Annotated in this window: 20 protein-coding genes and 1 tRNA gene; 12 read left to right on the top strand and 9 right to left on the bottom strand. The window is 68.2% G+C overall.

Translation table 11 applies throughout. From position 1 onward, the window contains the following. Nucleotides 1-218 precede the first annotated feature (218 nt). Nucleotides 219-2,141 (top strand): potassium transporter Kup, encoded by a 1,923-nt coding sequence (locus M2352_RS08330; protein ID WP_264664030.1) that lies wholly within the window; start codon nucleotides 219-221, stop codon nucleotides 2,139-2,141. A gap of 4 nt (nucleotides 2,142-2,145) precedes the next feature. Here M2352_RS08330 and M2352_RS08325 read toward each other — a convergent pair whose 3' ends face one another. Beyond that, complete coding sequence (locus M2352_RS08325; protein ID WP_264664029.1) at nucleotides 2,146-2,649, bottom strand: GNAT family N-acetyltransferase; 504 nt, start codon at nucleotides 2,647-2,649, stop codon at nucleotides 2,146-2,148. A gap of 93 nt (nucleotides 2,650-2,742) precedes the next feature. Here M2352_RS08325 and cysQ point away from each other — a divergent pair, with 93 nt between their 5' ends. Together cysQ and M2352_RS08315 are read left to right on the top strand one after the other, a co-directional pair. After that, nucleotides 2,743-3,519, top strand: a complete 777-nt coding sequence (gene cysQ, locus M2352_RS08320) for a 3'(2'),5'-bisphosphate nucleotidase CysQ (protein WP_264664028.1) — start codon at nucleotides 2,743-2,745, stop codon at nucleotides 3,517-3,519. A gap of 73 nt (nucleotides 3,520-3,592) precedes the next feature. After that, a tRNA-Lys gene (locus M2352_RS08315) sits at nucleotides 3,593-3,668 on the top strand. 39 nt (nucleotides 3,669-3,707) lie between these two features. Here M2352_RS08315 and M2352_RS08310 read toward each other — a convergent pair. After that, a complete protein-coding gene (locus M2352_RS08310) occupies nucleotides 3,708-4,058 on the bottom strand; it encodes a hypothetical protein (RefSeq protein ID WP_264664027.1) in 351 nt (116 codons plus the stop codon). Between the two features lie 150 nt (nucleotides 4,059-4,208). Between M2352_RS08310 and M2352_RS08305 the strand changes: the two genes are divergently transcribed. Together M2352_RS08305 and M2352_RS08300 are read left to right on the top strand one after the other, a co-directional pair. Next, complete coding sequence (locus M2352_RS08305) at nucleotides 4,209-4,541, top strand: (2Fe-2S) ferredoxin domain-containing protein (protein WP_264664026.1); 333 nt, start codon at nucleotides 4,209-4,211, stop codon at nucleotides 4,539-4,541. 22 nt (nucleotides 4,542-4,563) lie between these two features. Further along, nucleotides 4,564-6,177, top strand: coding sequence for a SagB/ThcOx family dehydrogenase (locus M2352_RS08300; RefSeq protein ID WP_264664025.1), 1,614 nt, complete (start codon nucleotides 4,564-4,566; stop codon nucleotides 6,175-6,177). On the opposite strand, the gene M2352_RS08295 is transcribed toward M2352_RS08300, so the two are convergent. From M2352_RS08295 to ptsP, 3 genes are read right to left on the bottom strand one after another with little or no spacing between them, the layout of a single operon-like run. Continuing rightward, entirely contained in the window at nucleotides 6,174-7,952 is a 1,779-nt protein-coding gene (locus tag M2352_RS08295) for a PTS fructose-like transporter subunit IIB (RefSeq protein WP_264664024.1), read from the bottom strand. The two genes, M2352_RS08300 and M2352_RS08295, sit on opposite strands and share 4 nt — an antisense overlap. Before the next feature lie 60 nt (nucleotides 7,953-8,012). Then, complete coding sequence (gene pfkB / locus M2352_RS08290) at nucleotides 8,013-8,978, bottom strand: 1-phosphofructokinase (protein ID WP_264664023.1); 966 nt, start codon at nucleotides 8,976-8,978, stop codon at nucleotides 8,013-8,015. Continuing rightward, nucleotides 8,975-11,488 carry a phosphoenolpyruvate--protein phosphotransferase gene (gene ptsP, locus M2352_RS08285; protein ID WP_264664022.1) on the bottom strand — a complete coding sequence of 838 codons (2,514 nt, stop codon included), beginning with the start codon at nucleotides 11,486-11,488 and terminating at the stop codon, nucleotides 8,975-8,977. The genes pfkB and ptsP overlap by 4 nt, the downstream gene beginning before the upstream one ends. 296 nt (nucleotides 11,489-11,784) lie before the next feature. Here ptsP and M2352_RS08280 point away from each other — a divergent pair, with 296 nt between their 5' ends. Continuing rightward, complete coding sequence (locus tag M2352_RS08280; RefSeq protein WP_264664021.1) at nucleotides 11,785-12,702, top strand: LysR family transcriptional regulator; 918 nt, start codon at nucleotides 11,785-11,787, stop codon at nucleotides 12,700-12,702. Between the two features lie 19 nt (nucleotides 12,703-12,721). Here M2352_RS08280 and M2352_RS08275 read toward each other — a convergent pair whose 3' ends face one another. After that, nucleotides 12,722-14,041, bottom strand: coding sequence for a hypothetical protein (locus M2352_RS08275; RefSeq protein WP_264664020.1), 1,320 nt, complete (start codon nucleotides 14,039-14,041; stop codon nucleotides 12,722-12,724). Continuing rightward, nucleotides 14,038-15,012 (bottom strand): hypothetical protein, encoded by a 975-nt coding sequence (locus M2352_RS08270; protein WP_264664019.1) that lies wholly within the window; start codon nucleotides 15,010-15,012, stop codon nucleotides 14,038-14,040. Before M2352_RS08270 ends, M2352_RS08275 begins: the two co-directional genes overlap by 4 nt. Before the next feature lie 338 nt (nucleotides 15,013-15,350). Here M2352_RS08270 and M2352_RS08265 point away from each other — a divergent pair, with 338 nt between their 5' ends. From M2352_RS08265 to M2352_RS08250, 4 genes are read left to right on the top strand one after another with little or no spacing between them, the layout of a single operon-like run. After that, on the top strand, nucleotides 15,351-15,920 hold the full coding sequence (locus M2352_RS08265; protein WP_264664018.1) for a hypothetical protein: 570 nt from the start codon (nucleotides 15,351-15,353) through the stop codon (nucleotides 15,918-15,920). After that, complete coding sequence (locus M2352_RS08260) at nucleotides 15,917-16,588, top strand: hypothetical protein (RefSeq protein ID WP_264664017.1); 672 nt, start codon at nucleotides 15,917-15,919, stop codon at nucleotides 16,586-16,588. Before M2352_RS08265 ends, M2352_RS08260 begins: the two co-directional genes overlap by 4 nt. After that, nucleotides 16,581-16,955 (top strand): hypothetical protein, encoded by a 375-nt coding sequence (locus M2352_RS08255; protein ID WP_264664016.1) that lies wholly within the window; start codon nucleotides 16,581-16,583, stop codon nucleotides 16,953-16,955. Before M2352_RS08260 ends, M2352_RS08255 begins: the two co-directional genes overlap by 8 nt. Further along, on the top strand, nucleotides 16,952-17,401 hold the full coding sequence (locus tag M2352_RS08250; protein ID WP_264664015.1) for a hypothetical protein: 450 nt from the start codon (nucleotides 16,952-16,954) through the stop codon (nucleotides 17,399-17,401). Before M2352_RS08255 ends, M2352_RS08250 begins: the two co-directional genes overlap by 4 nt. Here the strand turns inward: M2352_RS08250 and M2352_RS08245 are convergent. Both M2352_RS08245 and M2352_RS08240 read right to left on the bottom strand, forming a co-directional pair. Continuing rightward, nucleotides 17,371-17,565 carry a hypothetical protein gene (locus M2352_RS08245; RefSeq protein WP_264664014.1) on the bottom strand — a complete coding sequence of 65 codons (195 nt, stop codon included), beginning with the start codon at nucleotides 17,563-17,565 and terminating at the stop codon, nucleotides 17,371-17,373. The two genes, M2352_RS08250 and M2352_RS08245, sit on opposite strands and share 31 nt — an antisense overlap. 160 nt (nucleotides 17,566-17,725) lie before the next feature. Beyond that, nucleotides 17,726-19,252 (bottom strand): class I SAM-dependent methyltransferase, encoded by a 1,527-nt coding sequence (locus M2352_RS08240; protein ID WP_264664013.1) that lies wholly within the window; start codon nucleotides 19,250-19,252, stop codon nucleotides 17,726-17,728. 497 nt (nucleotides 19,253-19,749) lie between these two features. Here M2352_RS08240 and M2352_RS08235 point away from each other — a divergent pair, with 497 nt between their 5' ends. Both M2352_RS08235 and M2352_RS08230 read left to right on the top strand, forming a co-directional pair. Then, nucleotides 19,750-20,814: a helix-turn-helix transcriptional regulator gene (locus M2352_RS08235; protein ID WP_264664012.1), complete on the top strand. Its 1,065-nt coding sequence runs from the start codon at nucleotides 19,750-19,752 to the stop codon at nucleotides 20,812-20,814. Between the two features lies 1 nt (nucleotide 20,815). Then, complete coding sequence (locus M2352_RS08230; protein ID WP_264664011.1) at nucleotides 20,816-21,229, top strand: glycine-rich domain-containing protein; 414 nt, start codon at nucleotides 20,816-20,818, stop codon at nucleotides 21,227-21,229. Nucleotides 21,230-21,411: the final 182 nt, after the last annotated feature.

Here is a 21,411-nt window from a genome sequence, read left to right as displayed (position 1 = left end):
TGGAGATGACCGTATAAGAACATAGACGGAACATCAACAGCGAAGTTCTCTTTGTGTTCTCAACACCCACCCCACCCCGCGGCTGGCGGCCACCCGTGTCGCGGCGGACACAGGGGAGCGGCTGCGGTGGGAGCGGTTGGGATTTCCCTGTGCGGATCTTCGGTGCCCTCGTACCGTTGTGGTGGACATGCGCCCGCTTTTGCCGTGCAGGCTTTTTCATGAACGACACTGCGCACACCTCCCACATCACCGAATCGTCCGGCGGCGGCCACGGGGGCCGGCTGCCGGCCTTGATGCTGGCCGCTCTGGGCATCGTTTACGGCGATATCGGGACCAGCCCTCTTTATACGCTGCGGGAATGCTTTTCCGGCAGTGCCGGGCTGCCCATGACAACCGCCTCGATTCTGGGGGTTCTGTCGCTCATCCTGTGGGCGCTGGTGCTGGTGGTGACGGTGAAGTACGTCGTCTTCATCATGCGCGCCGACAACCGCGGCGAAGGCGGCATCCTGGCGCTGATGGCGCTGGCGTTGCGGGCGGGCGCGGCGGATGGGCGCACGCCGCGGCGGCGGCGGGTGATTCTGGCGCTGGGCATGACCGGGGCGGCGCTGTTCTACGGCGACGGCATGATCACCCCGGCGATCTCGGTCCTGTCGGCGCTGGAGGGGCTGGAGGTGGCGGAGCCGGGCTTCGCGCCGCTGGTGGTGCCGGCGGCGGTGGCGATCCTGATCGGCCTGTTCATGGTGCAATCCAAGGGCACGGAACGGGTGGGCCGGCTGTTCGGGCCGGTGATGCTGCTGTGGTTCGCGGTGCTGGCGGTGATGGGGGTGGCGGAAATCCTGCACAACCCCGGTGTCCTGCGCGCCGCCTCCCCCACCTATGCCGCCGCGCTGGCGGTGGAGGCGCCGTGGCTGACCTTCGTGGTTCTGGGGGCGGTGGTGCTGGCGGTGACGGGGGGCGAGGCGCTGTACGCCGACATGGGCCACCTGGGCCGGCGCCCCATCCGCATCGCCTGGGCCGCGGTGGTCCTGCCGGCGCTGGTGCTGAACTATTTCGGCCAGGGCGCGCTGCTGCTGCGCGACCCGGAGGCGCTGGTGAACCCCTTCTACCATCTGGCGCCGTCGTGGGGGACGGTGCCGCTGCTGATCCTGGCGACGGCGGCGACCATCATCGCCAGCCAGGCGGTGATCTCCGGCGCCTTCTCGCTCAGCCGGCAGGCGGTGCAGCTCGGGCTGATCCCGCGGCTGGAGATCCGCCACACCTCGACGCAGGAGATCGGCCAGATCTATGCCCCGCGCATCAACTGGCTGCTGCTGGCGGCGGTGCTGGCGCTGGTGGTGGGGTTCCGGTCCTCGTCCAATCTGGCCGCGGCCTACGGCATCGCGGTGACCGGCACCATGGTCGCCACCACGCTGCTGGCGGCGTGGGTGGTGCGGCACCTGTGGCACTGGCCGCTGGCGGCCACGGCGGCGGTGATCGTGCCGTTCCTGGTGATCGACACCCTGTTCTTCGCCGCCAACACGCTGAAGATCGCCGAGGGCGGGTGGTTCCCGCTGGTGGTGGGGGCCGGGGCGTTCGTGGTGATGATGACGTGGCTGCAGGGCCGCAGGATCCTTTATGACCGGCTCTACGCCGACGCCCTGCCCACCGACCTGTTCCTGGAGCGGCTGCGGCCCGAATCGCCCATGCGGGTGGCCGGCACCGCCATCTTCCTGACCGGCAACCCGGCGGTGGTGCCGCACGCGCTGCTGCACAACATGAAGCACAACAAGGTTCTGCACGAACGGGTGCTGCTGCTGCACGTGGCGCTGGCCGAGGTGCCGTTCGTCCTGCCCGACCGGCGGGTGGAGGTGGAGAAGCTGGGCAAGGGCTTCTTCCGCGTGGTGCTGCGCTTCGGCTTCATGGAACGGCCCGACGTGCCGATGGCGCTGGACCGCTGCCGCGCCTATGGGCTGCACATCGACCTGATGGAAAGCTCGTTCTTCCTGGGGCGGGAGACGCTGATCCCCTCGCCCCACGCCGGGCTGCCCCGGTGGCAGGAGCCGCTGTTCATCTCGCTGTCGAAATCCATGCAGCCGGCCACCGGCTTCTTCAACCTGCCCCCCGGACGGGTGGTGGAGCTGGGCACCCAGATCGAGATCTGACCCCCTACCGGACGGCCTGCGTCATGTACATCATGCCCTCGCCGTAGGAGGCCAGCTTGGCGGCCAGCGCCGCGCCGCCGGCGTCGCTGGGGGTGAAGCCGCGGGCCAGCCAATAGGAGCGCGCCGGCGGGGTGGAGGTCAGCGCCAGCCACGGCAGCCCGTGTTTCCGCGCCACCCGGTGGGCGTGGCCCAGCACCGCTTCCCCCAGCCTGTGCCCGCGCGCCGCCGGCAGCAGCGCGATGTCGTGGAGATAGAGGCAGTCCGCCCCCGCCGGCAGCCGCTCCAGCAGCGAATCGAGGGCCGGCGGATACCCGATCATCCCCGGATGCATCACCCCATACCCCACCAGCGCATCCCCGTTGCCGGCGATCAGGCACCCGTCGGGAAACAGGGACAGGCGGTCGGCGAAGACCTCCACCCGTTCGGGATAATCGGTGTGTATCGCATCCGCCGCCGCCAGCACCGCCGGCAGGTCGGCGTGGGTCATGGGGCGCCATTCCATGGTCATAGGTCCAATCCGTCTTCGTCTTTCACCGCTGCCGGCTTCCGGCTCGGTCATTGCCGGGTTATGGTTTGATGACAACCGCAGGAGAAGAACGCCATGACCGATCTCGACGCCGCGAGGCTGCTGCCCACCGTCCGCACCATCGCGCACGAAGCCGGCCAGGTGATCCTGCGCTTTTACAACAGCGGGGCGGAAGTCTCCACCAAAGCCGACGGCAGCCCGGTGACCCAGGCCGACCAGGCCGCCGAGCACGTGATCCTGCCGGCCCTTCACCACCTGACCCCCGCCATCCCGGTGGTGGCGGAGGAGGAATGCGCCGCCGGCCGCATTCCCGACATCACGGGCGGGCGTTTCTGGCTGGTGGACCCGCTGGACGGCACCAAGGAGTTCATCAGCCGCAACGGCGAATTCACGGTGAACATCGCGCTGATCGTGGCGGGCCAGCCGATTTTGGGCGTGGTGTACGCGCCGGCCACCGGCCTGCTGTACGCCGGGGCCGGCCCCGGTTCCGCCATCGTGTGGCAGGAGGGGCGCCACGACCGTGCCATCACCGTGCGCCGTGCACCGAAGGATGGCGTGACGGTGGCCGCCAGCCGGTCGCACGGCGACGCAGGCGAGACGGAACAGTTCCTGTCCCGCTACACGGTGAAGGAGCACGTGGCCTGCGGCTCGTCGCTGAAGTTCTGCACGGTGGCGGCGGGACAGGCGGACCTCTACCCCCGCTTCGGGCCGACGTGCGAATGGGACACGGCGGCGGGCCACGCGGTGCTGCTGGCCGCGGGGGGCCGGGTGTGCGTGGGGGATGGGGCCAGCGCACTGGGATACGGCAAGCCGGGGTTCAAGAATCCGTCGTTCGTGGCGTATGGCGGGTGAGGTGCGAAAAAGCTCATCACAACGGTTGACCCCGCCGCCGGACGGCCCTATGTTCCGCGCACTTCGCCACGGTGAGCGCGTAGCTCAGCCGGTAGAGCAACTGACTTTTAATCAGTAGGCCCTGGGTTCGAATCCCAGCGCGCTCACCAACAGCGAACACGAATTAAGCCCCTGAAAGGTCACGCCTTTCAGGGGCTTTTCGTTTGGGCCTTCGGGCCGTCCCCCAGCAGCGCCGCCGCCACGTCGTCCACACCGCCCCAGTCCAGCGGGTGTTCCGCCGGGCCAACGGACAGAGTCACGCCGTCGAACCACACGGTGGCGGTCACCGCGTGGTCGCTGGCAATCGGGCTGAGGTAGATGGTGCGTTCGCGGCTGCGCCCGTCGCGCACCGCCGACAGCGCGCGGGCGATGGTCGCCGCCTCCTCCCGCGTCAGCAGCGCCGACATCCCGCCGGGCAGCGACAGACGCACCATCGCGCCCAAAAAACGGTGCTGCGCGGCAGTAACGGCGATGGAGTCGGTCATGGATCCCACGGACATATTTAATTCGCTTGCCAAGCAGTTGGCCAAAATAGCAAGATTGTTTGCGCAACGCAACATAATTTAGAATAGTTATAAATTACTGGCGCAAGCCCCCGGTCCGCGCTAGCCTTCCCCCAAAGACCATACCATCTTTGTGGAGATGTGGCCGTGACCTACGACCTCCCCCAAGTCTACAAGTATCATGTGTTCTGCTGCGCCCAGCAGCGCCCGCCCGGGCATCCCCGCGGCTCCTGCGCCGCCCAGGGGGCGCATCCGCTGTGGGAACGGCTGGGGCAGAAGATCCAGACGCAGCAGTTGCTGCACGTGGGCATGGCCTGGACCGGGTGTTTGGGGTTTTGTTCCGCCGGGCCGCTGATGGTGGTCTATCCCGAAGGCATCTGGTACCGTCCGCAAACGCCGGAGGATATTGACGAAATCGTCCAGTCCCATTTCATCGGCGGCGAGCCGGTGGAGCGGCTCATCATGGTGCTGACCCGCTGACGACAGGGGAGATGGGCGGAACATGGGGTGGCCGGACGAGGGAATGCCGCGCGACATCCGCGCGTATCATCGGCGCACCAAGCACGCGGCGCACCGCTATGCCTTGGGCCCGGCCTTTCTCGACTGGACGTCCCAGCCGAACCCCTTCCGCCGGTTCGACGGGGCGCGGACCGTCCCTCTTCCCCTGTCCCCCGGCCATCCCACCCCACCGTTCCGGGATCTTGCCCGGCTGGACGGTGTGGCGGCGGAGCCGCTGAGCGCGGCCGCCGTCGGCCTGTTCCTGGAACTGGCGCTGGGCATTTCGGCGTGGAAGTCGGTGGACGGCGCCCAGTGGGCGGTGCGCAACAACCCCTCCAGCGGCAACCTCCACCCCACCGAGGGGTATGTGATCCTGCCGCCCCTGGACGGCATCGGCGACGGCCCCGCCCTCTATCACTATGCCCCCGCCGATCACGCGCTGGAGGAGCGCTGCCGGCTCGACCGCTTCCCCACCCTGCCGGCGGGCGGCTTCGTCGTCGGCCTGTCCTCCGTCGCGTGGCGGGAGGCGTGGAAGTACGGCGAGCGGGCCTTCCGCTATTGCCAGCACGACGTGGGCCACGCGGTGGGAGCGCTGTCCTATGCCGCCGCCTGCCTGGGCTGGCGGGTGACGGTGCAGCCGCGGCCCGGCGATGCCGCCGTCGGGCGCGTTCTGGGGCTGGACCGCGCGGATGCGTGGCACCGCCACGAACAGGAACACCCCGACCTGCTGGCCGTGGTGGCGCCCGAACCGGTGGAGGCGGTGGCGCTGGGCGGGCTGTCCGGCGACTGGGCCGGCACCGCCAACCGGCTGAGCGAGGATCATGATCCGTGGCCGGCGGTGGATCTGGCCGCCCGCTACAGCTACAAGACCGACAACCCGCCGCTGACCGCCGACGACACGGCGGTGTCGGCCCCGGACCTGCCGGCGGCGGACACCCCGGCGGCCACGGTGATCCGCCGCCGCCGCAGCGCAGTGCGCATGGACGGGCACACGCCGCTGGACCGCAGCGCCTTCTTCCGCATCCTGTCGGCCACCCTGCCCGACCGGTCCCTGATTCCGTGGAGCGGCTTTCCCTGGCCGCCGCGGCTGGCGCTGTTCCTGTTCGTCCACCGGGTAACGGGGGTGGAGCCGGGGCTTTACGCGCTGATCCGCGACCCGGCCAGCCTGGACCGGCTGCGCCCCGCCTGCGACCCGTCGTTTCTGTGGCAGCCGGTGGAGGGATGCCCGCTGCCGCTGTTCCTGCTGCGCGCCGAGACGGTGGAGCGCAACGCCTCCCAGCTTTCCTGCCTGCAGGCCATCGCCGGCAAGGGAGCGTTCAGCCTGGGCATGGTCGCCGATTTCGACCGCACCCTGCGGGACGAGGGCGATTGGGCCTACCGCCGCCTGTTCTGGGAAGCGGGGCTGGTGGGACAGGTTCTGTATGTGGAGGCCACCGCCGCCGGGGCGTCGGGCACGGGGCTCGGGTGTTTCTTCGACGACGGGGTGCACGACCTGCTGGGCCTGACCGCCGAGACGCAAAACACCATGGTATGGCAAAGCCTCTACCACTTTACCGTCGGCACGGCGCTGGAGGATGGGCGCGTGCTCACCCTCCCCGCCTATCCGCCGGACCGCTAGACGGCGACGGCCGCCAGCGGCTTCTTCAGCACCGCCAGCCCCAGCGTGGTGACCAGGGTGCCGGCCAGGATCGCCGCCATATAGGGCACCAGCGGCGCCACCGCGTTGGGGATCGCCAGAACGAACACCCCGCCGTGGGGCGCGTGCAGCACGCAACCGAACCACATGGACAGCGCCCCCGCCACCGCCGACCCGACCATCATGGCCGGGATCACCCGCAGCGGATCCTTGGCGGCGAAGGGAATGGCGCCTTCGGTGATGAAGGCCAGGCCCAGCACGGCGGCGGCCTTGCCCGCTTCCCGTTCCGCCTCGGTGAAGCGGTTGCGGACCAGCACGGTGGCCAGCGCCAGCCCCAGCGGCGGCGTCATGCCGGCGGCCATCACCGCCGCCATGGGCGTGTGCGCGTCCGACGCCAGAAGCCCGACGCCGAAGGTATAGGCCGCCTTGTTCACCGGCCCGCCCATGTCGAATGCCATCATGGCACCCAACAGCGCGCCCAGCGCCACGGCGTTGGTAGTTCCCATGCCCTTCAGAAACTCGGTCAGCGCCGCCATCACCGCCGCCACCGGCCCGCCGACCACATAGATCATCAGCAGCCCCACCGCCAGCGTCGCCAGCAGCGGGATGATCAGCACGGGCTTGAGCCCCTCCAGATTGGCCGGCAGTTTGATGTTTTCCCGCAGCCACAAAGCGGCGTACCCGGCCAGGAAGCCGGCGGCGATGCCGCCCAGGAAGCCCGCCCCCACCTTGGCCGCCAGCATGCCGCCGATCAGGCCGGGGGCCAGGCCCGGACGGTCGGCGATGGAAAAGGCGATGTAGCCGGCCAGCACCGGCACCATCAGGGCAAAGGCCGATTCCCCGCCGATCTGCATCAGCGCGGCGGGGAAGGTGCCCGGCTGCTTGAACGCCTCGATCCCGAAGACGAAGGACAACGCGATGATCAGGCCGCCCGCCACCACCAGCGGCAGCATGAAGGACACACCGGTCAGCAGATGCTTGTATGGCCCCGCCTGCGCCTCCTTCTGCTTGGCCTTGGCGCGGGCCACGTCGGCGGCGTAATCGGCGGATGCGGCGGGAGGGTTGCCGGCTTCGGGCGGCGGCAGGGCCAGCGCCTCGTCGATCACGCGGTCGGGGTGCTTCAGCGCGTCGCCGACGCCGGTCTGCAACAGGCGCTTGCCCGCGAAACGGGCGGTGTCCACATGGGTGTCGGCGCCGATGATGACGGCATCGGCCCGCGCGATGTCCGCCGGGTCCAGGGTGTTCTTGGCCCCCACCGACCCCTGGGTCTCCACGCGGATCTGGAACCCGCGGGCCTTGGCCGCGCGGGTCAGCGCTTCCGCCGCCATGAAGGTGTGGGCGATGCCGGTGGGGCAGGCGGTGACCGCCACCAGCAACGGCGGGGCGGCGGTCTTGGCCGTGCCGGGCTGGGGGGCGGCGGGCTGGGGGGCGGCGGCGCGCGCGGGCGCGATGCCCGCGGCCTTTTCCGCCTGGACCAGGATGGCGGCGGTGTCGCGGATGGCCTGGGCGGTGGAGGTGCGGACCAGGGGCTTGCCGCTGAACCGCCCCTCGTCGGCGGCGATGTCGGCGGCCAGGATCACCGCATCGGCGGCGGCGATTTCCTGTGTGCTCAGCGCGTGGCGCACACCATCGGCGCCGCGGGTTTCGATGCGGATGTCATGACCACGCAGCCGGGCGACCCGGTGCAGCGCTTCCGCCGCCATGGTGGTATGGGCGATGCCGGTGGGACAGGCGGTGACGGCGACCAGACGGGCCATGGGAAACCTCCCTTATTCTTGCCCTTATTCTTGCTCAGTTCCGGTGGGGCGCGGGCGGCCTCAGCCGTCTGTCAGCCAGTGAACGGCGGTGGCGCGGGCCAGTTCGTCCAGCCGGGCGGGGGGCGGCAGCGACGGCCCCAGGACCGCCAGCGTACCGGCGGCAAAGGCCGTACCCCGGCGGGCGCAGTCCTCCAGCCCCGCCCCGCGGCACCATGCCGACACGACACCGGCCACCATGGCATCGCCGGCCCCGACGGTGCTCGCCACCTCCACCGCCGGGGGCGTGGCCTTCAGCGCCCCCTCGGCGCTGACGAACACCGCGCCGTCGGCCCCCAGCGATACCACCACCAGCGCGATGCCGGTGCGGTGCAGAGCGGCGGCGGCGGCCACCACCGCCGCGGTATCCGGCAGCGGACGGCGCAGATGCTCGGACAGCTCGTGGACGTTGGGCTTGACCATATCGGGCCGGGCGCCCAGCGCGTGAGCCAGCGGCGGCCCGCTGGTGTCCACGGCGACGAAGGCCCCCGCGGCCCGTGCCCGCGGCACCAGAGCGGCATAGACGTCCGCCGGCACCCCGGCGGGCAGGCTGCCGGCCATCACCACGCACCCGGCGCCCGCCGCCAGCTCCTCCACCGCCGCGGTCAGCCGCGACAGGGCGTCGGGCGGCACCGTCAGGCCCGGCAGGTTGATGTCGGTGACGGCCCCGGTGGTGCGGTCCACCAGCTTCACGTTGGTGCGCACCGCCCCGGACAGGCGGATGCAGCGGTCGGCGATGCCCCGCTCCTGAAACAGGGCGGTGAAGGGGCCGTCGTTCTCCCGCCCCAGAAAGCCGGCGGCGGTGACCGGCGAGTCCCCCGCCGAGGCCAGCAGGGCTGCGACGTTGACGCCCTTGCCGCCCGCGGTGCGGGTTTCCGACAGAACACGGTTGACGGCACCGGGGGTGAAGCCGGGGCAGTCCAGCGTCTGGTCGATGGCCGCGTTGAGCGTGACGGTGACGATGCCGGGACGCAGGGGGTGCCGGGTCATGCCGCCCCTCCCCGCCCGGTGCCGGACACGTCGAAGGCGGCATGGACCAGGGCACGCACCTCGGCGGCGCCGGCACAGTCGAGCGCACGGCGGGCCACATCCTCGGCCCGTGCCAGGGAGATGCCGCGCAGCCGCGCCTTCACCGACGGAACGCTGGGGATCGCCACCGACAGCTCAGCCACCCCCAGCCCGGACAGCAGCACCGACCCGGCGGGGTCGCCGGCGATGCCGCCGCAGGCACCGACCCAGATGCCGGCGTCCTTCGCCGCCTCGCACGTTCGGGCGATCATGCGCAGGACCGCCGGGTGCAGCCCGTCGGCCTGGGGCGCCAGCACCGGGTGAAGCCGGTCCATGGCCAGCACGTACTGGGTCAGGTCGTTGGTGCCGATGGAGAAGAAGTTCACCTCCCGCGCCAGCCGGTCGGCCATCATCACCGCCGACGGCACCTCGATCATGATACCGGTCTCGACCGGCGGCACGCCCAGTTCCTGCCGCACCTCCTCGGTGATGGCCTTGGCGCGCAGCAGCTCGTCGAGCGAGGCGATCATGGGGTACATGATCCGCACCGGCCCCAGACCGGAGGCCCGCAGCATGGCCCGCAACTGGGTGCGGAACAGATCCTCGCGCTCGAAACACAGGCGGATGCCGCGCACGCCCAGGAACGGGTTCTCCTCCGCCGGCATGGACAGATAGGGGACGCTCTTGTCCCCGCCGATGTCCAGCGTGCGCAGGATGATGGGCAGGCCGTTCAGCGCCTGCACCATCTGGCTGTAGGCTGCGGTCTGCTCCTCCTCCCCCGGCGGCTCGTCGCGCTGGAGGAACAGGAACTCGGTGCGCATCAGCCCCACGCCTTCGCCGCCCGCCTCCACGGCGCGCAGCGCCTCGGCGGCTTCGCTGATGTTGGCGGCCACCTCCACCCGGCGGCCGTCGCGGGTGATGGCGGGCAGGTAGCGGTCGTGGTTTTCCCGGTCGCGCATCACCCGGATGCGGTCGCGCATCTCCCCCGCCCGCGTGCGGTCGCGGTCCGACGGCCCCAAGACCAGCACCCCGGCGCCGCCGTCGATGATGCCCTCCTGCCCGTTGGTCAGATCGAACAGCGCCGGCCCGGCGGCCACCACCGACGGAATGTCCAGCGACCGGGCGATGATGGCGGTATGGGATGTCGCCCCGCCGCCGGCGGTGCACAGCCCCAGCACCAGCGCCGGGTCGAGCTTGGCGGTGTCGGACGGGGACAGATCCTCGGCCAGCACGATCACCGGCTGGTCGGGCAGTGCCGCCGCTTGCTCCACCGTGTCGGCCAGCAGCCGCAGCACGCGCCGCCCCACGTCGCGCAGGTCGGCGGCGCGGCCGGCCAGAAGCGGATCCTTCATCCGCGCCAGCGCGCCGGCCCGGTCCTCGTAGACGGCACGCCACGCCCAGCCGGCGCTGCGCCCGGCGTCGATGTGGGACCGGGCCTCCGTCACCAGATCGGGGTCGTCCAGCAGGTCCAGGTGCGCCTTGAAGATGGCGGCCTTCGCGGCACCGGCCTTCTTCCAGTATTCCTCGTAGAGATTGCGCAGGTCGGCGGCGGCGCCGGCCAGCGCCTGATCCAGCCGGCGCCGTTCGGCGGCGGCGTCGGGGGCATCCTCCGTCACCTCCAGCCTTTCCCGCTGGAAGAACCACACCGGACCGGCGGCGATGCCGGGGGCGGCGGAGATGCCGGCGATCACCCGCCCATCGTAATCCACCGCCGCCGACGGGGCCGCCGGCTCCGCCCCTCCGTCATGGCCGGCCTCATCCACCGCCGGGTCAAGGCCGGCGGCGAAAGCGGCGGCGATGGCGTCCAGGGCGGCGTCGGCATCCGCCCCGCTGGCGGTGATGCGCAGGGGTGCCCCCCCGGCAGCCCCCAGCCGCAGCAGGGTCATCAGGCTTTTGGCGTTGGCGGTGCGGTCGCCGCAGCGCACGGTGATGTCGGACGTGAAGCGCTTCGCCACCTCCACCAGGGCGGAGGCCGGGCGGGCGTGCATGCCGTGGGGCGCGGGGGCGGACACCGCCAGCACCGGCCCATCCTCGGCCGTTTCCACCACCGGGGCGCTGTCCGCGGCTCCACCGTTCAGGGCTGCGGCGATCACCGCCCGGTCGGTGGTGGACGCCAGCCGCCGCGCCGCCTCCCCGTCCCCCAGAACGCCGGTCAGGTTGGCCAGAACCTGCAAATGCTCGTCGGACGTGGCGGCGATGCCCACCACCACATAAGCGCGCTCGCCCCCGCCCCAATCGACCCCGGCGGGGAACTGGACAACCGCGATGCCGGTTGCGCGCACGTGGCCGCGGGCGGACGGCACGCCGTGGGGAATGGCGATGCCGTTGCCGAGGTAGGTGGCGGCGATGCTCTCCCGCTCCATCATGCTGTCGATGTAGGGAGGATCGACGAAGCCCCCATCGACCAGAACCTGCCCGGCCTGCCGTATGGCATCGGCCTTGTCGTCAGCGGCACAGCCCAGACGGACGTGCGATTCCGTCAGCGTCAGCATGGCATCTTCCCCCCAACCGTGGCGTTGGTTTCCGCCCCTGGGGACACGGGGGCGAGCCCCGGCACCCCTTCTTGGACCGGCAGGAATGGTGTGCCCTTTCCCCCCTAGTTTCAAGCCCTTGCGCAACGTTCCCGGCCTTGCGGAACGCTGGGGCGCGGCAATCCCATCCCTTCGCGTGCGCATCGCCGCCGCCGCACCGCTGCCGGGCGGCACCGCCCGTCCGCACGCACAACCCGCTGGACCATTGATGGGCAAGCTTACAAAATGCCGCCTGGACTGCTGAGGAATTTTCAACGATGGACCGCACGCCGCTGAACGAACTGGCCGCCTTCGCTGCGGTGGCACGCCACCGCAGCTTTCGCCGGGCGGCGGCGGAACTGGGGGTTTCACCCTCGGCCCTCAGCCACAGCCTGCGCGGGCTGGAGGAACGGCTGGGCGTGCGGCTGGTCAACCGCACGACCCGCAGCGTGGCCCCGACTCAGGCCGGGCAGCGGCTGCTGGCCCGGCTGGAGCCGGCGTTGCAGGACATCGCCGGCGCGCTGGAGGCGATCAACGAGGACCGCGCCCGCCCGGCGGGCACCGTGCGCCTGACCGTGCTGCGGCTGGGGGCGTCGGCGGTGCTGGCGCCGGCCCTGCCCCGCTTCCTCGCCACCTATCCCGACGTGCACCTGGACATCGCGGTGGACGACAGCTTCACCGACATCGTGGCCAACGGCTTCGACGCCGGCATCCGTTTCGGCGAAAGCCTGCAGAACGACATGATCGCCGTGCCGGTCAGCGGCCCCGCCTGCATGACCGTGGTGGGATCGCCGGCGTATTTCGCCCGCCATCCGCCGCCCCGCACCCCGTACGATCTGAAGGACCACGCCTGCATCCGCTTCCGCCTGCCCAGCACCCGCGCCCTCTACCGCTGGGAGTTCGAGCGGGACGGCAAGGAGATCGAGGTGGCGGTCAACGGCCCGCTGACCCTGAACGATCTGGAAACGGCGGTGCATGCCGCGGTGGGCGGCGTGGGGCTGTGCTATGCCGGAACGGAGTATGTGGCCCCGCTGATTGCCGCCGGGCGGCTGGTCCCGGTCCTGGAGGATTGGTTGCAGCCGTTTCCCGGGTTTTTCCTTTATTACCCCAGCCGGCGCCAGATGCCGGCGGCGCTGCGCGCGCTGATCGACACGCTGCGCTACGGCCCGGCGGAAGCACCGGCCACGATGGGATAAGCGGGGATGAGAACGGCTGTCAGCCCGGCCCGCCGGCTTCCTGGATGATGGTCATGGCGGCGTCGGCGCCGAACAGGATTTCGATCAGGCGCAACTCGTCCATGACAGCCGACACGCCCGTGCCCCCGCCCCGGCCGGCCGCTCCGCCGCGGCTCTGCCGCACCTTCGCCAGCAGCAGGGTGCGGTAGGTGCCGAACTCCCGCTCCAGCACCCCTTCCAGATGACGGGCGAGGCCCAGCCGCTCGCCGGCCATTTCGATCTTGCGGGTGGAGCGGGCCACGGCCTCCGCCGCCGCCACCTCGTCGTCGGTGGTGTCGCTGCGCGATGCCAGATCGCTCACCGTCCGCCGCATTTCCCCGCTCAGGGTGCTTTCGAAGGTGCGCACGATGGTCTTCGACGCCCGCGCCTTGGTGGCCGACAGGGTTTTGGTGTCAAGCTTCACCGCGGCCGGAGCGTTTTCCAGGGATTCGATCAGCGACACCAGCCGCACCGTGGTGTCGGCGGCGGTCTGCACCGAATGGGCCGCCAGGGCGCCCACGTCCTCGTTCATGCCGTCGATCTCGTTCAGGCATTCCAGCGCCGCTTCGGCCAGCATGCGGTCGCGCTGGTCCGCCGGCAGATCGAGATCGGTGTCGAGCATGATGCGGAAGATCTGCGACGGCTCCGTCGTCCGCCGCATCAGCATGGTGGTGCAATAACGGAATACGGTGTCGGACACGTGGCGCATGGAATAAAGCAGCGCCAGGGCCACCGTCTCCTGCTCCCCCGTCAGCATGCCCATGGGCCGTGACGGCAATTGCGCCAGCAGGGCCGTGATGTCCAGGGCGCTTTCATAGATCTGCACCACCCCATCCAGCCTGTTGCGGTAGCCTTCCTGCCACCCCGGCACCGGATCGCCGCCGTGGAGAAGGAAGCCGCGCAGGGCGGCGGCGGCGGCGGGCCACAGCGCCTCCCCCATGCCGGCCACGGCATCGCCGTCGTCCATGGTGCGGTCGGGGGGAACGGCGGTCAGGGATTTTGCCAGCGGTTCCGGCAGGCCGCGGCGCACCAGGGCGGCCACGACGCCCAGCATGGGCCGCGGCACCAGCCATGGATTGCCCGCCGCCTGGGCCGGGTCGGCCAGAAGATCCTGAAGCGGCAGGAACAGCACCCGCGAAAAGGTCAGCGGGCGCGACGGGCGCACCTGCGCCAGCCGCCCGCGCACCCGCTCCACGATATCCTCCACGATCCGGCGGGACGGCAGGCGGTCGATGAATCCCATCACCCGGACAAGTTGCCGGTCCGACGCCTGGCGCAGCGACCGTTCCACCTCCCGCCGGATGTGATCGTCGCTGCTCATGCGGCCACCGCCCTCAACGCCTCGTTCCGGGCGGTGCGGTCGAGCAGGTGGGTGCCGCCGCGCCAATCGACGTTGGCCTTCACCCAGCGCCGCTGGTTCCAGGTGCGTTCGACGGGAACCCCGCCGTCCACCCATTCCGACACCTCCTTGGGCATCACCGGCACCATGCGGCCGATGTCGTGCAGCACCTCGCGCTGGGCATCGCGGCTGGGGGCGCTGTCCCACAGGGCGCAGATGGACTGCCACCCGTCCAAGAGCCAGTCGGGCCGTCCGAACAGCATCAGCAGCCGTTCGCGGTTGCCGCCCCAGCTTTGCAGCAGGCGGACCAGATTGTCCAACTCGCCGTAGCAGTTCAGCAGGGTGGCGGCACCGAGATCCAGGGTCAGCTTCGCCACCTCCGCGGCGAACAGGGCGATCTGCCCCGCCTCCGTCACCTCGGAATTGCCGAAGGCCAGAAGCCCGCCGTGAAGCTTTTCCAGCGATGCCTGAAGCACCTGCATCCGCGACGGGTAATCGCGGGTGCGGAACCCCACCGGGGCCACGATGGCGCTCAGCTCCTCCAGCCAGGAAAAGATCGTCTCGGCACCGGCCCCCAGGGTCGGCTCCATCCGCTCGATGAGCTTGCGGGTCTTGGCGCGCAGGTCGGAATCCGACGGGTTGAAGCGGCGCCAGTCGATCTGGCCCATCCCGCCCTGATTGAGCAGCCGCACGATCAAGAGAAAATTGGCGATCAGCCGGTCGTCCGCCTCCTGCGCCTCGGCGGCGTGGGCGGCCTTGGCGGCGGGGCGCCCGGCGACGCCGCTCAGCGCCACCTTGCGCCCGGCGGCCCGGATGGTGCCCGGCGACAGCAGCGGCTCCTTCAGGACCGCCTCGTACAGCAGGCGGTCATGGACCGTGATGCGGGTCAGCGACGCCAGCCCATCCCATCCCATGACGTAAAAGCCAATGCCACCCGATGGGTTGGCAATCACGAATTCCAATTTCTGCCGATGGCTGGGACGAACGCGGGCGCACGCCAGAAGCGGCGTGGTAAAAGGGACGGCGACCCCCCGTTCCAAAAAGGTTGCCGGCCTATAATCTTCCAGGACAGCGCCAACAGCCATGACGGTTCTTTCGGAAAAAGCACCCGCGTTATCTGAGCTCGATAACTATGCTTGCAGAGTGAAGGAGTGGTGGGCAGCGTTGCGGATAAAGATATGGCAACACACGCTTGACGTCATTTATAGACCCGGTGAAGATAAACATCAAGGCAAGGGGGGTATCCACCGGCAGCATGCCTGTACCCCCGCATGCGGCGGAAAGCGGTGCGATGACCAACCTGGAAGTGTTTTCAACCGTTCTGGTTGTTCTGAGCGCCGCGGCGCTGGGACTGTCCGTGGTGGTGGAAAGCCTGCGCATGGCCTCCGTCGCGCGCCAGCGCTATATCCTGAGCCGGGAAAAGGACAGCCGGGCCGCCAACCTCACCCGCCTGCGCCAGCGCCTGGACTCCCTCCAGCGTGACGCCAGGGAGCGGCAGGCGGCCATCGACACCGCCGTCGCCGACCGCCAGAAGGTGCTGGCCCTGACCCAGACGCTGCTGAGCGAGCGGATCGAAATGGTCCACGAACTGGGCGAACCCGACGCCGGGGCCGGGCTGTTCCTCAGCCCGCTGCAGGTCCGCGCCGACGCCCGCCGCGGCAACCAGGCGCTGCCGTTTTCCCGTGACATCTGGCAGCACAACAACATGGCCCACATCTGGGCGGCCAACGCCGACGCGGCCTTTGCCACCGTGTCCCGCGCCTTCGACGTGCGCAAGGGGATCGAGCCGGCGCGGCCCCGCCGGGCCGAAGCCATGCCCGCCCCCCCGTCACCGGATGGCGCCGCACGGGCCGTGGCATGATCGCCCTTCTTCTGTACGGTGCGGTATCGCTGATCGTCTTCAGCGCGATCCTGACCCGGCTGGGGCTGCGCCGGGCCGCCGCCGCCCGCCGCGCCATGGAAGCGGAGGAAAAAGCCCTCTCCACCATCGGAACGGAGGTGGAGGGCATCACCCAGACCCTGTACGAAGCTCAGGAAAAACTGAACGGCCTCGACACCCGGCTGGGCGAGGTGCAGACGGCGCTGGCCGCCGCCGAACGCCAGCTCGCCGCCGCCAGGAACACCCCGGCGGAGCGCTATTACGTGTTCGACCGCCTGGATCCCCGCCCCGGCACCATCTGGGAGATGCCGGTGACCCACACGGCGGGCGAAGCCAATCATTCCCACCGCATGGCCCCGGTGTGGGGCGGCACCCGCCGCTATCTGGTGGTCGCCACCAACCGGCGGGAGGCGCAGGACCGCCTGATCCAGCGCTACCCCAAATCCTATGGGTTCGAGGTGGGGCAGCCCTTCCCCTGCGCTCTGTTCAACGGCAAGCCCGGCGGCACCGGCGACGGCCCGGCGCCGCTGGCATCGCCCATGGAACCGGGGCCGGCGGTGCCCCGCGCCGCCCGCCTGCCCAGACCGGACGGCCCGCCCCTGGCCGGCGATGCCGACTCGCCCTCCGAAGAGAGCCGCCCCCATGCATGAAGTCCGCTGCATCGTCCTGGACGATATGGAGCTGTTTCAGGCCCTGGTGGAGTTTTACCGCTTCCGCCGCCAGCCCCTGCCCGCCGGGCAGGTGGCCCGCATCCACCTGACCGAGGACGATACGTCGGTCAGAGCCCGGTTCGTCATCCGCGACGATCATGGGACCGAAACCAGCGTTGCCGTCGCCGAGGCCGAATTGGCGGCCATGGCCATGCGCTATCTGATGGAGCGGAAGGTGCCGCTGTCCAGCCAGATGAAAAAGCAGCTCATCGTGGTGGACGGCCAATTGACGCTGGTGCTGCACGACGCACAGCAGCCGTTCCGCCACGGGCTGGGGCGCCAGCCGGCCGCGGGGACGGAGCCGTGATCCCCGCCGTGCGCGTCCACGGCCCGGACGAGGCGGCGGCGGCCGTGCGCGCCGCGGCGGATGCCGGCACCGCGGTGCTGCTGCTGAGCGCCCCCGCCGCGGCCGCCCATGGGGGGGCCGGCTGGTTCCTGGCCATGGCGGCCACGGCGGCGGCGGCGGCCCCGCGGGCGGTTGCCGGCATCGCCGTGGATTGCGCCGACCGGACCGGAGACGCCCAGGCGGTTCTGGCCGAAGCCGCCACGGCCCCGCTTCTGCGCGCGGTGATCGTCACCGGCCATCCCGCCGCCGTCCAGGCCCTGGACGCGCTGGCCCGCACCCGCGGGGCCGCCGCGTGGACGGCACCGCCGGGGGATGTGCTGGACCTGAACGGCGTGCCGGATCCCTATCGGGCGTGCCGGGCGTGGCTGGAAACCCGTCAGAACCGGGCGACGATCTCGGCCACGTAATCGGGGGTGATGGGGCGTTGGATGGCCTTGCTCACCGCCCGGGCCGCGGCGTTGCGGGCGGCGGTCTTGGCCCGGTCGCCGTCCATCCCCTTGGATTTCGCGGCCAGCAGGGCCTGAGCATAGGCATCGAGGATCAGGTCTTTTTCCGGCATCCCGTTCTTCATGACACATGTCCCATTGAGCGGCATGAACGCTGAGCGGCATGGAAGGGTGCGCACGCGCACCGGACGAGCGGGAAAGATCTGTCGCAAAGATGGAGGGCCGGCAACTTCCCGTTGGTCATAGGAGGCCACCGGACGGCGCGGCTGTTCTCTCGAAAAGGGGTCACAAAACCCCCAGCGCGCGCCATACCGGCACCCGCCGTTCCCGGTGGCGCCGCAGCCGGGCCGCCAGTTCCTCCCGCGCGGCGGCGGGGCCGGCGATGGGCTGGCCGTCACGCAGAAGCGGACGGCCCAGCGCCTCCAGATGGGGCAGAACCGCCGCGGCCAAATCCTCCGCACCCGCTTCCGGAGCGGCCAGCATGGCGGTGTAGAGCACCTGTTCCATCACCCCGGCGGCGATCCCGCTGCCGATGCCGGGGGCGGCCAGGAACCCCATGGTCCCGCCCCGGCGGGTCTTGGCACACACCACGGCGTTGAAGCGGCGGGCCACCGCGCGGGCGGCGGCGTCCACCGGGCCGGCGGGGTGGATCTGCCCCCCCAGCACCAGCAGCGCCACCGTGTGCAGCAGGTCCGGCATCGGCCACTCCCGCCGGGCCAGAGCCGACAGGGGTTGCGGCCCCTCCTGCCACAGCCGGGCCACCAGGGGGCGGGCGATGGCCGGGTCGGCCTCCACCATGCCCATGCCGGTGCGGGTGACGGTCTGGAGATCCTCGGGATAGGTCAGGGTGGCCAGGGGAGCGGCCATCAGCCGCTCCTCCCGCTCCGCCGCGGTCAGCGCCACCGCCCCGCGCCCATAAAGATCGCGGCGGAAGGCGCGCCCCACCGCGTAATCCCGCACGGTTTCCGCCATCACCCGGTCGGGGCTGCCGGCAAAGAGCGCCCGCGCGCCCTCCGGCACGGTCAGGGCGGGGAACGGGTCGGTGGGATCGGCCAGCCCCAGATAGGTCAGCCGGGCCGCCGCCATCTCCCCCGCCACCTCCGCATGATCGAGCAGGCGCCAGGAATCGTTGAGATATTCATGGGCGAGATAGCGCGGATCCTGTTCCGCCAGTTCGGCCAGCCGCGCCGCGGCGGCGGGGTTGGCGGCGAAGTACCCGCCCGCCGGCCCGGAAGCCGCGGCGGAGGCCAGGGTCTGGGCGAAGGCAATGCCACCCTGCACCCGCTCCCCCGCCGTGCCGGGGTGACGGCGGGCGTGTTCCAGCAGCAGCCGGCGCAGCGGCGCCACCGCCGCCCACCCCGGCGGGGTGTTGTAGGACAGGTACGCCACCCCGCCCACCGCCAGCGACCGCCCCAGGATACGCCGCACATCGGCGGCGGTGGCCGCGTCGATCCACGAATAGATCCCATGGAGCAGGACGGCGCCGAAGCTCCCCCGCTCCTCCCCTGCCCACGCGGCGAAGGAGGCATCGTCGTAGCGCAGATTGGTCAGCCCGGCCTCGCGCTGGAAGGCGGCGGCGGCGGCGATATGCCCGGGGTTGAAATCCACCCCCACCCAATCGCACCCCGGATTGGCCGCGGCCAGCAGCGCGACGTTGAAACCGATGCCGCACCCCAGCTCCAGCCCCTGCCGCGGCTCCTCCACCGCAAAGCCTCCCAGCAGGGCGGCATAGCGAAGATAGGCCGGCGCGGTTTCCCGATAGAATCCCGGTGAACACAGGGTATCCATCACATACCCGTCCGCCCAGCCCATGACACGCCCTCCCCCGCTCGGTTCCAAATCGGACGCTACCATAGTGGAAACAGGGAGGCTGTCACATGGGGAGGGGGGAGATCTCTTAAGAAACACAGAATTATAACATTACTATCCTAAACGATCACACCGCCAAACGGTTTTAGCAGGCTGCGGAAAAACTCTGAATTTGGCCAAATAGGTTCCGCATGTTGTGGCTGATGCGCCCCGATTACCTCAATATATGGGATGCTCAGATGCCAATTTGGCCTTTTCCGTAGCCTGTTAGCGCATGAGTTTCATTGCACACTAACTTCTTAATCAGAGCGTAAACGAAGCGAAAATAACGATGTCGCTAATGAATAATATCAAATGCAAAAACTGCTAGAGAATTCGTATGAATGCATAGCCTCTATTAAACAAATACAAATGTATTAATTGTACTATCACCAAATTTAATTATGACTCCATGTTTTAATGGTGTAAGGTTCCTATCAGGCACAATCTTAAGGCTCACGATGAAGAATGCTTGGCGAAACACAAACTCTGATACCCCTGATTCTCTCTGGAAATTAGTAGAAATTGCCGATATGGCGTCCGGAGCTGCTTTTATTTATAAGGATAATGTCATTGTTGGGGTAAATCAAAAAGGTATGTCTTTGTATTCTGTTGATTGGGATAATATTGTTACATTTGATGATTGTTACTGGGATGGTATCAGTAAAAAGAAAAACACAGACCCTGCAATCTTAAAAGACCCAGCATGGTTTCTCGCATTTGCAAAGGAATATCGCGCTTACACCAAAAGCCATAGGTTCTGCCGAAATTATGGCTCCACAGGCATTACGTATGATCGTCATCACGTTGGCATCGATTGTCATTGGAATGCACAGCTTTGGTTTCCTGTAAATGCCAGTGGATCAGCAGCCTTCACGATTACGCCCGAGACAAAGCCAAGTGAGATTCGCCAATACTTAGCGAGAGAGCAGGCAATATGTCGTTTAACCTCTTTCCTTGATAATGCAGGAATTGCTATATGTATCGTTGATCACACAGGGTTACTTCTAGACAGCACTCTATCCATGATGCGAATATTATGTCGAGGCCAAATATTAAAGATCGATAATGATGACAAAATTGAATCGATAAAAAATGATATCACTAGAAAATTAAGATTTTTGATTTCTGAAATTTCTCTTGGAAAAAGAAATACGGCACTTCTACCTCTCCCTCTCTCTGAAGGAGGCTATACGCTTGCTGCCTTGATGGGGGCGGGGCCCACCGATCCAGCAGTAATCATAGCAGTTGTTTCTCAGGAAGATGCCGAAGAGCTAGAAATGTTGCTAAGTGACGCATTTTGCTTATCACCTTCAGAAGCATTTGTAGCAGCACGGATTGCGGAAGGGAAGACACCAGACGATATTGCAGAAAATACTGGTCGCAGCATCCACACCATACGCACGCATTTAGCAGCAGCCAAACGAGAAATGGGCGTAACCCGCCAGCATGATCTATCAGCCCTTGTTACAAAAGCTGCTTTATTGGTCGGCGGATTAACATCAACCAACCGCAATGGAGAGTAAATTGGGGAATACTATTTTCGTTCAGAATTATGATTTTTCGCAAATAGAAAATGCTCTGCTCAAGCGTGGAAAAGCGCCAGAAAAAGCTCGTGCCGCTACAACTCATCTGCAAGCTTTTATGACACTGTGCGCTATGTACCCTGACAAGACTCTGGCTGCTTGGAATTTGATGGACGATGCTTGGCATGAATTTATCGTCCGCACAGTAGACTATGAGGCATTCTGCAATACTGCTTTCGGCTCCTTCCTACACCACAATGCCGATGCCTTTGGCACGTCAGAATTCAGTGCCGCCTGGAACGAAACCGTTAATCTCGCCAAGTCTCATTTCGGCCTGGATCTGGTGCGGGATGAAAGCGCTCCCCACGGTGCTATGACCGCTGCGATCTGCATGATCATGCGTCTGGCCGCCTGATTCCGGGCAGCGGCGGGCAAGAGGCGCTCCGCCCCTTGCCCGCCGCGCAAACCCCGCCGATCTTTACGCAGACAGACGATACGCAAACGTAAAAAGGTGTGCCGAGAGCGACGGGTATGGCGCAAAATTCCGAAGACGCTTCCGAAACCCAACTCGACCGGCTCGACGCGCTTGCCGAGCTT

This window comes from Azospirillum fermentarium (assembly GCF_025961205.1).
Taxonomy (GTDB): Bacteria; Pseudomonadota; Alphaproteobacteria; order Azospirillales; family Azospirillaceae; genus Azospirillum; species Azospirillum fermentarium.
Note: the sequence above shows the minus strand (reverse complement) of the source record. Positions and strands in the feature narration are given on the sequence as shown.

Bases quoted from the DNA above. Each gene is read 5' to 3' on its own strand.
- M2352_RS08330 (WP_264664030.1), top strand. From the start codon at position 219: ATGAACGACACTGCGCACACCTCCCACATCACCGAATCGTCCGGCGGC.
- M2352_RS08325 (WP_264664029.1), bottom strand. From the start codon at position 2,649: ATGACCATGGAATGGCGCCCCATGACCCACGCCGACCTGCCGGCGGTG.
- cysQ (WP_264664028.1), top strand. From the start codon at position 2,743: ATGACCGATCTCGACGCCGCGAGGCTGCTGCCCACCGTCCGCACCATC.
- M2352_RS08310 (WP_264664027.1), bottom strand. From the start codon at position 4,058: ATGTCCGTGGGATCCATGACCGACTCCATCGCCGTTACTGCCGCGCAG.
- M2352_RS08300 (WP_264664025.1), top strand. From the start codon at position 4,564: ATGGGGTGGCCGGACGAGGGAATGCCGCGCGACATCCGCGCGTATCAT.
- M2352_RS08295 (WP_264664024.1), bottom strand. From the start codon at position 7,952: ATGGCCCGTCTGGTCGCCGTCACCGCCTGTCCCACCGGCATCGCCCAT.
- pfkB (WP_264664023.1), bottom strand. From the start codon at position 8,978: ATGACCCGGCACCCCCTGCGTCCCGGCATCGTCACCGTCACGCTCAAC.
- ptsP (WP_264664022.1), bottom strand. From the start codon at position 11,488: ATGCTGACGCTGACGGAATCGCACGTCCGTCTGGGCTGTGCCGCTGAC.
- M2352_RS08280 (WP_264664021.1), top strand. From the start codon at position 11,785: ATGGACCGCACGCCGCTGAACGAACTGGCCGCCTTCGCTGCGGTGGCA.
- M2352_RS08275 (WP_264664020.1), bottom strand. From the start codon at position 14,041: ATGAGCAGCGACGATCACATCCGGCGGGAGGTGGAACGGTCGCTGCGC.
- M2352_RS08265 (WP_264664018.1), top strand. From the start codon at position 15,351: ATGACCAACCTGGAAGTGTTTTCAACCGTTCTGGTTGTTCTGAGCGCC.
- M2352_RS08260 (WP_264664017.1), top strand. From the start codon at position 15,917: ATGATCGCCCTTCTTCTGTACGGTGCGGTATCGCTGATCGTCTTCAGC.
- M2352_RS08255 (WP_264664016.1), top strand. From the start codon at position 16,581: ATGCATGAAGTCCGCTGCATCGTCCTGGACGATATGGAGCTGTTTCAG.
- M2352_RS08245 (WP_264664014.1), bottom strand. From the start codon at position 17,565: ATGAAGAACGGGATGCCGGAAAAAGACCTGATCCTCGATGCCTATGCT.
- M2352_RS08240 (WP_264664013.1), bottom strand. From the start codon at position 19,252: ATGGGCTGGGCGGACGGGTATGTGATGGATACCCTGTGTTCACCGGGA.
- M2352_RS08235 (WP_264664012.1), top strand. From the start codon at position 19,750: ATGAAGAATGCTTGGCGAAACACAAACTCTGATACCCCTGATTCTCTC.